We start from the raw sequence: 14,360 nt of genomic DNA, 5'->3' as shown, positions 1-14,360 counted from the left end.
TGACCCTAAAAATTATTTATTCTTACATTATCTCTTACGCTACAGGAGCAAGATATGCTGAAAGTCATTCAATCTCCGTCCAAATATATTCAAGGTGCCAATGCATTACAGTCCATTGGTGAATTTGCTAAGTTATTGGCTAATAACTATTTTATCATTGCTGATGATTTCGTCATGAAGCTGACTGCTGATACCGTCGGCTCCAGCCTGCAAGCCAGTGAGCTGGAACATCATTTCAGCCGCTTTAATGGCGAATGTTCCCGTCACGAAATTGAGCGGTTGACGGTTGAGCTGAAAAAGCACGGCTGTAATGGAGTGGTTGGTATCGGTGGCGGGAAAACCCTCGATACGGCTAAAGCGATTGCTCACTATCAGCATATCCCTGTCGTTGTGGTGCCTACTATTGCCTCTACCGATGCCCCGACCAGCGCCTTATCCGTTATTTATACCGAACAGGGCAAGTTCGCTGAATATATGATTTACCCGAAAAACCCTGACATCGTACTGATGGATTCCACCATTATTGCCAAAGCACCAGTACGTTTGCTGGTCGCTGGTATGGGCGATGCGCTGTCTACTTATTTTGAAGCACAAGCCTGTTTTGATGCTAAAGCTATCAGTATGGCTGGTGGTGCATCGACATTAGCGGCAGTTACACTGGCTCGCTTGTGTTACGAAACCCTGCTGGCGGAGGGCTATAAAGCCAAACTGGCGGTAGAGGCGGGTGTTGTGACCGAAGCGGTTGAACGTATTATCGAAGCCAATACCTATCTGAGCGGTATTGGTTTTGAAAGTAGTGGTCTGGCGGCCGCTCACGCCATTCATAACGGTTTCACCGTATTAGATGAGTGCCACCACTTGTATCACGGTGAGAAAGTGGCCTTTGGTACCCTGACGCAGCTCGTATTACAGAACAGCAGCATGGAAGAGATCGAGACAGTGCTCTCATTCTGCCAGCAACTGGGTTTACCAATCACATTGGCTGAGATGGGCGTTTCTCAGGATATTGAACGCAAGATCCATGATGTCGCCAAGGCCAGCTGTGCTGAGGGAGAAACCATCCACAACATGCCGTTCAAGGTCACACCTGACAGTGTCTATGCTGCAATTATGGTAGCTGACCGCTTGGGTCAGGCTTTCCTCAACTAATCTGTGCGGCAAATACGTTCTGAGTTGAAAATCGACCGAGTCTGCCGGTGTTTCTCATCATCGGCAGCTCTGTTCTCCAGCCATTCCCGTTCGCGGAGCATAAAATGAAAAAATTAATTAACAGCGTTGAGAGTGTGTTACAGGAGCAAATTCAGGGGCTGGTTGCGGCGCATCCTGAGCTAACATTACATCAAGAGCCCCTTTTCATCACCCGTGCAGATGCGCCAGTGAGTGGCAAAGTTGCATTGATGTCCGGTGGTGGCAGTGGTCACGAACCGATGCATTGTGGCTTTATTGGCGAAGGCATGTTGGATGGCGCCTGCCCGGGTGAGATTTTTACCTCGCCGACCCCCGATCAAATGTATGAATGCGGCCAAGCCATTGATGGTGGGCCAGGTGTGCTGATGCTAATTAAGAATTACACTGGCGACATTCTAAACTTTGAAACTGCCGCCGAGCTGTTGCATGCCGGTGGCACCGCTGTTGCTACCTTAGTGATAGACGATGATGTGGCGGTCAAAGATAGCCTGTATACCGCCGGGCGGCGTGGGGTGGCGAACACGGTCATTATAGAAAAATTACTCGGTGCTGCTGCGGCACGTGGTGATTCATTAGATGAATGCGCACTACTGGGGCAGAAAATTAATAATCAGGGGCATTCTATTGGTATCGCGCTTGGTGCTTGTACTGTACCCGCTGCCGGTAAGCCGTCATTTATTTTGGCTGAAAATGAGATGGAATTTGGTGTGGGTATCCATGGCGAACCGGGTATTGAGCGTCGGCCATTTACTTCACTGAATAACACGGTAGACGCCATGTTCCAGACCTTGATTGATCACGGCAGCTATCAGCGCACATTACGCCACTGGGATCGACAAGCCGGTGACTGGAACGAGACGCGCCAGAGTAAGCAACCCTTAGCCAAAGGCGATCGGGTCATTGTTCTGGTCAATAACCTTGGCGCGACCCCCTTATCGGAACTTTATGGTGTCTGGCACCGTCTGGCGGAGTGCTGTACACAATTCGGTTTGACCATCGAGCGTAAATTGATTGGTTCTTATTGTACGTCATTGGATATGCAGGGTATGTCCATCACCGTGCTGAAAGTTGATGATGAACTCCTGTCATTGTGGGATGCCCCAGTAAGTACCCCCGCGCTGCGCTGGGGTTGCTGATATCTCCTTGGTACTTGAAGCCGCAGGGATGCGCGACTTTCACCAACCCGAATCACTGAGTTTAATTCAGCACAAGTGCTGAAAATAATCTTACAAAACAATGCGCCAGGAGAAGAACATGGGACTCACCAAACAACAAATTGTCAGTTGGTTACAGTTATGTGCTGAAGTTTTCAGCGAGCAGCGAGATTTTTTGACGCAGTTGGATACTGAAATCGGCGACGGCGACCACGGCCTGAACATGAATCGCGGCTTTAATAAAGTGGTCGAAAAGTTACCGACCTTTGCCGATAAAGACATTGGTTTTATCCTGAAAAATACCGGTATGACACTGCTTTCAAGTGTTGGCGGCGCCAGCGGCCCGCTGTTTGGCACGTTTTTTATTCGCGCAGCACAAAGCACGAATGCTAAGCAGAGCCTCGATCTGACGGCGGTTTGTCAGATGTTTAAAGATGGAGTGGAAGGGGTAGTGATGCGCGGTAAAGCGGAACCGGGCGATAAAACGATGTGTGATGTTTGGTGGGCGGTAGTGGCGCAACTCGAACAGGCAAATCAGCAGGGAGTCACGGTGGTAGATGCATTGCAGCAGGCCGTTGAACGTGCCCAGCAAGCATTGGCCGGCACTATTACTATGCAGGCCCGCAAAGGCCGTGCCAGCTATCTGGGCGAACGGAGTATTGGTCATCAGGACCCAGGGGCAACATCAGCCATGCTGATGATGCAGGCGTTATGGCAGGTTGCCAGTCATTAATCAGGCTGGACTGACACGTTTATCAGGAGGAAAGATGGTCAATCTCGTTGTAGTTTCTCATAGCGCGCTGCTGGCTCAGGGTGTGGCCGAACTGGCACAGCAAATGACACAAGGGAGCTGCCAGTTAGCGGTTGCTGCCGGTGTAGACGACCTGGATCATCCTATTGGCACGGATGCCATTAAAGTGATGGAAGCCATTGAGTCGGTTTACACCCCATCTGGGGTACTGGTTTTGATGGATTTAGGCAGTGCCTTACTCAGCGCAGAAACGGCACTGGAGCTATTAGACCCCGATATGGCGCAACATGTGCAACTCTGTGCCGCACCACTGGTGGAAGGGACTCTCGCTGCTGTCGTCGCTGCATCATCTGGCGCTTCACTTGCCGACGTCCGTGCTGAAGCAATGGGGGCGTTGATAGCGAAAGCCACTCAGCTAGGGGAAGAAGCCGTGGTACCTGCCAGTAATGCGGTGGCTAAGGCGGCAGCGGATGCTCAGAGTGTCAGTTGGGTGGTGCGCAATCCTAACGGGTTACATGTGCGACCGGCGGCTAAATTGGTCGAAGCATTGGCTCCGTTCGCGGCAGATTTACTGCTGGAAAAAAATGGTCAGTGTGTGAATCCACGCAGCCTGAACCAGCTCGCAATATTGCAAGTTCGTAAAGGTGATACCATTCGTTTGCTGGCCAGTGGTGAGCAAGCAGGCGAGGCGCTAGATGCTTTTATGCAATTGGCGCGGCAACATTTTGGCGAATTCGTCACCACCACCAGTGAGGGGGAATTTACTGGTGTCATGGTGCCTCGTGGCGCGATTAGTGCACCATTGTTGCAATGGTTACCCGCCATTCCGGTTTTTTTACCTCAAACAATCAATGCTGAACAGGTAGCTAAAGAGCAGCGGCGTTTACAACAGGCGTTGGCGCAAACTGTGGCTGATTTGCAGCAGTTGGCACAACAGGCAGAACAGCAGATTAGCCCTGAAGCAGCGGCTATTTTTAACGCTCATGTGATGCTGATTGATGATGGGGAACTGCATCAGGCGCTGGATGCGCGCGTAGAGCGTCAGTTAGTTTGTGCAGAATCGGCATTGCAGGATGAATTGATGACAATGGTGGAAGATTATCTGGCTCTGGATGATGAGTATCTACGCGTTCGGGAATTAGATATCCGCGATATACTTAACCGCACATTGGGCCATTTGACCGGGCTACCACCAGTTTCTCTTTCAGTTAGTGGTGAAATTATATTATTAGCCGAGGAATTATTGCCTTCACAAATGGTTGGGCTGAACCACCGGCAGGTAAAAGGCATCTGTTTAAGCAAGGGGCATATCATGTCTCATAGCGCTATTCTGGCTAAAGAGTTGGATATTCCAATGTTAGTCGGTGCCATGGGTTGCCTGGAAGCCAGCCGTAATGGGCAAAATGCAATATTAGATACCGCAATCGGGGCACTGAAACTGCAATAAAAAATCACCGCCAAAATGCTTAACTGAACATTGTAGCTCTGCATCAGTCCAGAGCTGCAATTTGCGGAATCAGATATCTCAGTGGAGACAAAATCTGGTTTCGCCAGTTATAGCGCTCTTCTATTAATGTAGCTCCGGCTTGTCTGATTTTATCTATTTCGCCGTCGGTTAATTGGCAAATCTGGCGTATTATTTCCGCTAAACTTGCTGCGTTCCCGGGGATGTGAAGGAACCCATCGATCCCATGTTCAACTTGCTCACTCAAACCGCCGGAGTCGGCAACAATTAACAATGCTCCCTGCTGTCTGGCCAGCCAACGTGATTCCATCGGAATCAATCCATTAGGTTCATTCTCAGCAGAAAGAACGCAAACCCGCGTATTACGCCATTGAATAAGACATGCCATTAGTTCGCGATCAAAAGAATTGATCAGAGAGGCAGAGATATCGAGTCGGCTCGCTAAGGCAGATAACTCCGGCAAAATCGGGTCACTCATAATAACGGGATGAATATCATTACCCAGATAACAGGCTGCTCTGAGCAACAGATCATGGCGTTTGTAATGAACCCCTCTGCCTAAAGTGATAGCTAATGAGTGATCCAGCGATATTCCGTGTGATGAGAGTGTGTCACTGATTTCCTGATCACTGCGTATTCGAAACCAGGGGTCATTGATATTTATTCCTGCAGGTGTCGGTATAAATGATTGTGGGTCAGCACCGTATTGTGCCACTAAGTGCATTGCCAGGAAGTTGCTGATATTACCGAGCTTGATATTAGAATCAATCTTGGCCCAGTGAACAGCCAATGATTCAGCCATAATACGTTCAGGATTCGGTAATGGCATTTCATGATTAAATGCCGTGCCATGGGAAATATAGATAATTTTTAGATTACGTTTCTCAATAGCCGCATGCAAACGAGCAATTAGCGGCGTGAACGAAAACGGCAATTCATGACAAAAGGCCAGAGTGATATCGTAATGGCTACTGAGATCAATAATTTTTGCCGCCCCTGCAGCAGAGGAGATTTGCCAGTTCTGTAAGTTACCAAGAAAAGCATCACCGTAGGGCCATGAACAATCAACGCCTTTCCCCAATGTCATGTCTGGTACAGTTGAAAAGGTCCCCCCCATATTATGAATTTGGTTAATAAAATAACCATAATTACTGGTGTCAAAAAAATAATTATATTTACTGGAGGCAATTTCAATAAAATGAGGTTCTAAGCTGATATTATTATCAGCCAGTAATTTAATTACCTCCGGTAATGCCATAATTTGCCCTCTGATATAAGAACCTACTCCGCCGACAAAAAGTTGTACGCCTTCGGTTATTAAATGGATAATGCCAATTTTTAGGCTGTTATTATCACCAATAGATGATTTATCTTCATGCATAGAAACCTCATATTTTTAACATACAGATATGATTTACAGTTGTATTAATACAAAGAGATTAATGACGTGTTTTTCTTGTATATCATGTAATTGTTGATGAACAGGAAATCTAGCCCACAGTTTAAGAATAAATTGACGGCATCCTTAGGGGTTTCCACTATTGGCATTCCTTTGGTGTTCAAAGAGGTATTTAGTAATATAGGCACGCCAGTCTCGGCAAAAAAATAATTTATTAAGGTATGGAATTTTTTATTCATCTCCTTTTTGACAGTTTGCACGCGGGCACTACCGTCTACATGGACAATCGAAGGTAGTGCTGCTCGATATTTTTCTTTGACATAGGCAATAAATAGCATGTGATCACTATCATGGTTCAAGTCGAAATAGTCATTCGCTTTTTCATGTAAAACGGCAGGAGCAAAAGGGCGAAAATCCTCGCGATATTTAACGTTAGTATTAATATGATCTTTCATTCGAGGGTTACGGGGGTCCGCTAAGATACTTCTGTTTCCTAAAGCGCGAGGGCCAAATTCAGACTCCCCTTGGAACCAGGCAATAACATTACCTGCCACGATGGATTTTGCGGCAATAGCTTCAATATCATCATAGTAAGTATATTCAATTTTATCGGCATGCTTTTCAAGCTCTGCCATAACACTAATATCATCATATTTTTTGCCAAAGTATGTTGAGCCAGAGTGTTTTACTCGCTCTTTCTTCAGCACTTCCAACCAGCCATAATAGCAACAACCAATTGATAGCCCGTTATCTCCCGCCGCAGGTTGGATATAGAGACGCTCAAACTCACTATTAGTAATGAGCTTTTCATTTGCGGTGGCATTTAATGCAACCCCTCCGGCATAAGCAAAGTTTTTCATAGGATAAAGTTGGTAGTAATGGCTGAACAGATAAAACAGTGCTTCCTCGAGTTTGGTTTGCGCCCAATAGGCTAAATCGGCGTAATATTGGAAGTTGTCACGAAAATGAGTAGGACCAGAGTTTAACAGAGGGTCTATTTTTGCCCACCAGTCACTACGCAACACCACTTTGCTGGAATCGAAGTAGAACGGTATCCAATCGATTACATTCGGCCTTCCGTAAGGGGCTAATCCCATCAACTTACCTGCGCAATCCAGCTCGCCAAAAATATACAGCGCTATCCCTTCATAAAACTCACCAATAGAATTTTCTATTTCCCAGCTCGAAACAGGATAGTCTTTGCGATTCTTTCGATTAACCCACCTGGAGAAGTCTTTGAAGATAGGCTTGATTTTACTATCTTGATAAACGTAGTAGCTGCATGTTTCCCAGTAACGGTAACGATTGTTAACGTGGATACTATTCGCACCTTTGATATCCTCAACAATGTCATTACAACTGTCTAAGCTACCTCCATGGCCATCAATAACCACAATACCCATATCATCAAAAGGTGATGTTCCTATGGCACTGTAGGCATGTGCCAAGTGATGAGAAAGTGTGATGATCGGCACCATGGGGGGTAAAACCCTATTTTTCCGCTGTTCTAATGATTGGCTAAATAATGGATTATAAGAGTTTTGTTCTACTATCAATGAGAGGTCCTTATATTCAATACCCGCAGCATCTAAACAATATTGAATAGTTGAATTATCATTAAATCCATCATGTTTTACTCGGGATATTCTTTCCTTCTCAATCGAGAATATAATTTTGCCATCTTTCATTAGACATGTTGAGCCATCATGCGATAGAGCAGTACCGAGAATATAAATTGGATTACACATAAAAGTAATATCCTTATTAATTTAGCCTTCTGTTAATTAAGAATGTAAGCAAGTCGACGTGATAGTGCGAGTGTTGTTAACGATGGATTAGCCGCACCTGGTCGTGGGAATGTACTTGGGCCAACAGCATATAGATTTTTGATATGATCAAATTCATGATTTTCATTCAATATTTCTCCCAGTGGCAGAGTACTACTTTCATGGTTTTCCGTTCCAAGTGGGCTTATCCATGTGACGGGTTTGTTGGCATGGACTACCCTCGATGGGGAATGAAATTCATGATAGACATCCCCCATGGTTCTGGCATGGACAGTAAAACCGCCTTCAAAAACTAATGGGGAAAAGGGGATTGATATATTTTCACAAATTCCATGCCAGAATATATTTAGTTCATCCCGCTGTTTTTGTATCAATACATTATCATCATTATTTAAACCACTATAAATTGATAAAGGCATGTTCTCATCATTTCTATTTATGAAAATATATCCGTGATCGGAGGGGATCTGTTCGCCCATTGTCCATACTTCTAATTCAATGCCAAAATATGATTGGGTGATAGTGAAAAATAAATTAAATCTTTCTCCTGCGGAACTATGGCAAAAGAATATAGTGTCAGATTTATATTCAATTAACTCTCTCAGCATATCGGATAGTTTATAATACTCAAATGTCACATTAAACCCCTGAACAATGTGATCGACGAGTCCAGTTATTTTTTCCTCAATTAAATGTCCCGAATCATAAAGTACTTGCGCTGCCAAACGTGTATTCTCAATGGTACCTAAGGCGAGAACACATTTATCAGCGAAGATGGTATGTACCTCATTAGAGCCAATATGTCTCAACTTAGCGCCAATACAGTGACCATTTTTAACGATGAGTGACATAACTTCATACCCAGGAATTATTTTCGGGTTAGATCTTAATTGGTTATCTTCTTTCCAATAGGAAAGTGGTGAATAAGATTCCCAGCCACCTGATGAATTAATATTACGAATAACCTGAGGTGTTATTTTAAACTCAAAACCAGAAAGCTGAAGAGAGTAATCTATATCGTGATTCTTATCTGCCCATGCGAGCATTTCAGACTGCACCTGTGTGTAAAGTGATGGTCCACCTAACCAACTTTCAGTAAGATCATGGGCAATATTTGAAGGCCAGAATTTAAGTGTCTCAGCCTCTATTGGTAAAATAACACCATGCCAATAAAGGGATCTACCGCCGACTCTACGACGTAGACAAGTTCCTTTAGCAAAATGAGGTTCATTTAAAGAATGCCATGAACGGTAGGAGTATTTATCAGATCCTTCATTTTTCCAATATTCATTGGCTCGTTCATATTCACCTCCTGCATTTATATGGTTGTAATCATCTGCTGGACCAGCTTCTATAACGACGATGTCTTTTATTCCTCTACAATTTAAATGCTTAGCTAACTCTAAACCCGACATTCCAGCGCCGAGTATTAAAATTTTTATTTTGGGTGGTATTTCATTTTTATTTTTGCGTATGTTTATATCTATAATATTCATTATATATTCCTTTGAAGTGAGTTTTTTTTGAAAGTAATAATCTCTATTTATAATAATTTATGCATGAATTTACTCCACGGTTCTCTAGGGAATTTTGATTGAACAAATTTTTTATTATTAGCTAATAGCGTTTTAATCTCGTCAGCCCCGGCAGCATGTAACTGCATCCATTCAAATAACTGTTGTGCAGCATCCCTGGGGTGTTCTGGGATTACTTTAATGTGATGGTACTCAGTGCCATAAAACTCAGTGAAGGCCGTATACTGTGTTACTGCGCAGGGAATACCTGCAATAGCAGCAAGTGCTGGACCTAAACCGACACTTTCCACGTTCTCTACATTAGGTGTAAATAAAACTGCGCCGGATAACGTATGGCAAATGATAAGTAAGTCAATTTCATCTAAATGCCATTTGTTGTCTTTATCTTTATATGTTTTTATCGGTACTTCATCTAAAAATATAATACTATTGTCTAGGTTGTATTTTTTTACCTGCTCTTTTAAATCATGAGCATACTCAGGATCTTCATTCATGTTCCCGAATATCAACAGTTTCGGCGTGGGTAGTTTTTTTTCTTTATAAATATCAAGTAGCTTATTAAAAACACTTATTGATATTTCGATACCCTTGACTCTAAATACTCTAACGGGAACTATAACAATAGATGAACCTATAGCTATATTATATTGGTTTAAAAAATCAATGTGAATATTGCTAAAAGCAGACACATCGATTGACGGTAATATATTAGGAATGACATCAGGTACCAATTCTGTTGGATAGTCTCTACTTTCCTTCGCCAAGGCTTCAGACGCAACTATCCATTTAGTATAGGTATTATCTTGTGGTATGGGTGTCAATATATTGGGTTTTTCAGGATATAGTCTTTCTTCATGTTCATAAATGGCATAACTACCAAATAGGTCATGATCCCAAAAAATAATACCGCCGTTATCTTTTTTAGCCCAATACCTTCTCGCTGCGTTGTGCAGTGCCAGGCTAACAGGAACGGCATCCGAAAGGGTAATATTTAAGCAAAACACCCAATCGACCTTATTATCTTCAAACCAACTTAGGAAATAATCCTCATAAATTTTAGCAATAGAATTAATATCTTGATTGATCTGTTTAATTTCTTCTCCTGTTAATGATTTATATCTTGCTACCCTCTTTCTGATATGAGTAAAACAGTGCCCATGATCGCTATCATAAGAGTATTTTTGATGGATAGAACTTATTCTCATCCATGTTGAATATTGTGATTCTGTACTACCATGAGGGAAAAATTTTTTTTTGTCCGGCCGCCAAGAAAATCCTAAATCGGCGGGTATTTCATTTATAATATCATTGTTTTTTATAGCTATTTCTGCAACATTTCTAAAAATAGTGAGTAGACCACTCGTTGGGAGTCCATCCCCTGATATGATAGCCCACTTTGTTTTTTTCATTATCTATCTCCTGAGGTTAACTGTTTAATTAGTGTATTTGATAGTGTATTAATTAATAAGAATGCCAGTACGCAACTAACCAATATCATAATCAATGCAGTTCTTAATGATGTCATGTCGGCTAACATCCCTATTAACGGTGGGAATATAAGTAGGCCAACTCTTGATATCCAAGTTGCGAATGCGATTCCACTCGTCGAGTTTATATTGGGTATTTGGCCAATAAATGAAATTGTTAATGGGAATACCACCGACATCCCTAATCCGATTAGTGAAAAACCTAATATTGAAACAATTGGTGAATGAATGGTTATCACAATTAAGATTCCCAATGCTGCCATTAGAATTCCGTATCTTAATACTGGGATATTACCCAATTTATTGGTCAGGTAATCACCAAATCCTCGCCCTATAACCATTGATACCTGACATGCTAAATAAGGTAAACCTGAAATTACAGATGGAGCTTGATAGTAATCATTCATATAGATAGCACCCCAAACACTTGCTGTTTCCTCTATGCCGCAAGTGAATGTTAGCAAGATTAACGCAATGATATACAGTTGAGTACCTGTGGCGCCCATACTTTTTTTAATATTTTCACGAAGGGAAAGTTCATCAAATGAATCCCCCTTTCGGAAAAATATCATATAATTAATTAATATTATTAGATTCATAAGCAATACGGAAAAACTAAATTGTCCCATAGAAAGTCCGAATCCAATTGCTGATATGGCGATGCCCCCCCCCATTATTGTGCCGATACTTTCTGCACCATGAAATCTATTAATCAAGCTTCGGCCATATAATCTTTGTATGTTAAGTGCCTGCACATTCATACAGGTATCTGCCCAAGCATCGAAAACCCCAAACAGGAAGAGCAGCAGTGTTATTTCATACCATGATGATGCAAATGGTATTATTGATATGATAATTATAAAAAATAAAAATGTTATAATTGTCGCCCAATATAATCCAATGGTGTTAATAAAATTCTTGGACAATAACCCCATAATAATTGCTCCTGCTGGGATTGCAGATATCATTATTCCAACCATATAATGACTTAGATGAAACTTTTCTTTTATGTCTGGAATCCAGGGTACGATACTCGCGTAGGCTATTCCGTGGATGAAAAACAGTAATGATAGTGTAATATTTTGTTTTGTTTTTATTTGATTAATTTTCATTAAATTAATTTCACATGAGTTTATTGTTGCTGCATATAGTTTAAATCGAATCCTAATATATTTCTGTAACCTGTTTTTATTAATGGGTCTTTTAATTTTATAGGGGTCACTTTGTGCCAAATGGTTGAATTTCTATCGATATGAAACAAACCTTCACCACAGTTCAATGTTTGTGATTTAATAAACTCTTCTCTCTCTGTACAGTAGAGTTTACTCGTTCCTCCGTCAATGTTGTATTTATCAATAATTAATGCTGATACAATATAGTCACATCCATCCTGATGTAAGCCCTCTGGTGAATTGCAGACCGAATTCATTGTATTATCAATAATTAAAGACATCTGATGACAGGTAACTTCAACTGTTTCTATTTTTTGCCCATGCTCACATTCGCACAGCATTTCGACGAAACTCCTTATGAGCTTTCTTAATATAAGTGAATGACTTATTGCCGGGTCCATTGGCGGGAATTGACGTTTTAATTGCCTTAAATCTGAGGGATAGTCAGCATGTTGAGTAAAGTTAGTTAATTCTGGGCAGGCAATATTACTGACTTCCCATTGATTATTAATGTGTTTAACAATAAATCGGCTAATGCTTCTTTTTCTAAAGGGTTTATAGGAGTAAAAAAAATGTCTATCTATATCAGATAAACGCAATATGAGTTTTTGAATGTTTGGTGGTGGACATCTTTCATCCAGATAACGTTGAGCCTCCTGAAAGATGATGATTTTATCGTTATAAAATTTTCTGGCCAAGAATTTTAATTGAGATAGTTTTATATCATTAGTATCCCACGCTAATGATTTAAATGACAAGGTATTTTTAACGTGATTTATATCCATCCCAAGCTCATTGATATTAAACTGAATGATTTTATATTTAATCCCCATAATGAAAATATCCTAGTAAGTTAATTTGTTATTGATAAATTACATTGATGAAAATAAGCCATATAAACGCACATGTATTAGTGGGCCTGTTTTTATTGATGACTTGCTATTTTTTATTGTTTCTTTCTTTTTTATATATCAAAGATCCCTTTTCGGCAAGTTTTTATCAATATCTATCATTGTATCTATATTTAGCTAATAATATGTTTTTGATTAAATATTGTTTTTATTGGTGGTTGCTTTATATAAATTAGTAACGCGAGTGAATAAAATGCAGTTGTTACTGATAGGCTTGCCAGATGAGTTGAAAATTATCCATACTTTCAATATAGGGTGGTTTTTTATGATTTAACTATAAATGTCAAAAATGTGATCTACGTAAATAGAACATCGTTCCATTTTTAGTATTATGCCGTTTTACCATAGTGTAACTGGCTTTTCTTAATCGATAATAACCTAAAACCATTTTAATCTGGCGAGCATTAATAACTAAGGATCATGTAATGCCAATTAATTTTCTGGGTAAAACGCTATTGTTAGGATTGATGTCAATTGCTGTATTGGGGCAAGTCAGTGCTGCCCAGTATAATGCTGTGGTTTCTACTGCGCCTCAGGATAATGAGTTTCCCTCGATTAATACTGCGTTAAAATCAGCACCAGCGGATAATTCGCTGTTTGTGATTTTCCTGAAAAATGGCATTTATAACGAAAGGCTAGAGGTCAATCGTAATAACGTTACTTTGAAAGGGGAAGACCGTGATGGTACGGTGATCAGTGCCAATACGGCAGCGGGTATGCTTAACCCGCAAGGAGAGAAATGGGGAACATCTGGTAGTAGTACGGTACTGGTTAATGCGGCAAATTTTACGGCTGAAGAACTTACTATTCGTAATGATTTTGATTTCCCAGCCAATAAAAAGAAAGCTGACAGCGATCCGACGAAGTTAAAAGACACTCAAGCTGTGGCATTATTATTAGCTGAAAACAGTGATAAGGCGCGCTTTAAGCAAGTAAAACTCGAAGGTTATCAGGATACGCTGTACAGCAAAACGGGCAGTCGTAGCTATTTTACTGATTGCGAAATCAGTGGTCATGTCGATTTTATTTTTGGCTCAGGTATTACGGTATTTGACCGATGTAATATTATTGCCCGCGATCGTCGTGATATTGAGCCACCCTATGGCTATATTACTGCCCCCAGTACATTAAACACATCACCTTATGGTTTGATTTTTCTCAATAGTCGTTTGACCAAAGAACCCGGTGTTCCAGCCAAAAGTTTCGCTTTAGGGCGTCCGTGGCATCCGACCACTGCCTTTGATGATGGCCGTTATGCTGATCCTGCGGCCATTGGCCAGACGGTATTTATAAATACGACGATGGATGACCACATTTACGGTTGGGATAAAATGTCTGGTAAAGATAAGCAAGGCGAGAAAATCTGGTTCTATCCACAAGATTCACGTTTCTTTGAAGCAAACAGTCAAGGGCCGGGCGCAGAGATTAATGCACAGCGGCGTCAACTCTCTGCTGAGCAGCTAAAAGCATTTACTTTGCCGATGATTTTCCCTGACTGGGCGGTGCATTGA

11 protein-coding genes are annotated in these 14,360 nt (G+C 41.6%); 5 read left to right on the top strand and 6 right to left on the bottom strand.

The window, feature by feature from the left end; translation table 11 throughout:
* Window positions 1–54: 54 nt before the first annotated feature.
* The 4 genes from gldA (at window position 55) to A6J66_013655 (ending at window position 4,540) form a co-directional block, all read left to right on the top strand.
* The gene (gene gldA / locus A6J66_013670) at window positions 55–1,149 is read left to right on the top strand and encodes a glycerol dehydrogenase (protein PNM25139.1); all 1,095 of its coding nucleotides are present in this window, start codon (window positions 55–57) and stop codon (window positions 1,147–1,149) included.
* A 47-nt stretch (window positions 1,150–1,196) separates the two neighbouring features.
* On the top strand, window positions 1,197–2,324 hold the full coding sequence (locus tag A6J66_013665; protein PNM25138.1) for a dihydroxyacetone kinase subunit DhaK: 1,128 nt from the start codon (window positions 1,197–1,199) through the stop codon (window positions 2,322–2,324).
* 118 nt (window positions 2,325–2,442) lie between these two features.
* Window positions 2,443–3,075 (top strand): dihydroxyacetone kinase subunit L, encoded by a 633-nt coding sequence (dhaL, locus tag A6J66_013660; protein PNM25137.1) that lies wholly within the window; start codon window positions 2,443–2,445, stop codon window positions 3,073–3,075.
* 34 nt (window positions 3,076–3,109) lie between these two features.
* Window positions 3,110–4,540, top strand: coding sequence for a dihydroxyacetone kinase subunit DhaM (locus A6J66_013655; protein PNM25136.1), 1,431 nt, complete (start codon window positions 3,110–3,112; stop codon window positions 4,538–4,540).
* A gap of 43 nt (window positions 4,541–4,583) precedes the next feature.
* Here the strand turns inward: A6J66_013655 and A6J66_013650 are convergent, their stop codons facing one another.
* The 6 genes from A6J66_013650 to A6J66_013625 form a co-directional block, all read right to left on the bottom strand.
* The gene (locus A6J66_013650) at window positions 4,584–5,789 is read right to left on the bottom strand and encodes a glycosyl transferase (protein ID PNM27011.1); all 1,206 of its coding nucleotides are present in this window, start codon (window positions 5,787–5,789) and stop codon (window positions 4,584–4,586) included.
* 194 nt (window positions 5,790–5,983) lie between these two features.
* The gene (locus A6J66_013645; GenBank protein PNM25135.1) at window positions 5,984–7,705 is read right to left on the bottom strand and encodes a transferase; all 1,722 of its coding nucleotides are present in this window, start codon (window positions 7,703–7,705) and stop codon (window positions 5,984–5,986) included.
* A gap of 32 nt (window positions 7,706–7,737) precedes the next feature.
* Window positions 7,738–9,240, bottom strand: a complete 1,503-nt coding sequence (locus tag A6J66_013640; protein PNM25134.1) for an oxidoreductase — start codon at window positions 9,238–9,240, stop codon at window positions 7,738–7,740.
* 47 nt (window positions 9,241–9,287) lie between these two features.
* The gene (locus A6J66_013635) at window positions 9,288–10,688 is read right to left on the bottom strand and encodes a hypothetical protein (protein ID PNM25133.1); all 1,401 of its coding nucleotides are present in this window, start codon (window positions 10,686–10,688) and stop codon (window positions 9,288–9,290) included.
* Complete coding sequence (locus A6J66_013630) at window positions 10,688–11,878, bottom strand: MFS transporter (GenBank protein ID PNM25132.1); 1,191 nt, start codon at window positions 11,876–11,878, stop codon at window positions 10,688–10,690. Before A6J66_013630 ends, A6J66_013635 begins: the two co-directional genes overlap by 1 nt.
* Before the next feature lie 20 nt (window positions 11,879–11,898).
* On the bottom strand, window positions 11,899–12,771 hold the full coding sequence (locus A6J66_013625) for a hypothetical protein (protein PNM25131.1): 873 nt from the start codon (window positions 12,769–12,771) through the stop codon (window positions 11,899–11,901).
* A 503-nt stretch (window positions 12,772–13,274) separates the two neighbouring features.
* On the opposite strand from A6J66_013625, the gene A6J66_013620 reads away from it, so the two are divergent.
* Entirely contained in the window at window positions 13,275–14,360 is a 1,086-nt protein-coding gene (locus A6J66_013620) for a pectin esterase (protein ID PNM25130.1), read from the top strand.

Source organism: Yersinia enterocolitica, assembly GCA_002082245.2.
In the GTDB taxonomy this organism is placed as follows: domain Bacteria; phylum Pseudomonadota; class Gammaproteobacteria; order Enterobacterales; family Enterobacteriaceae; genus Yersinia; species Yersinia enterocolitica_E.
Note: the sequence above shows the minus strand (reverse complement) of the source record. Positions and strands in the feature narration are given on the sequence as shown.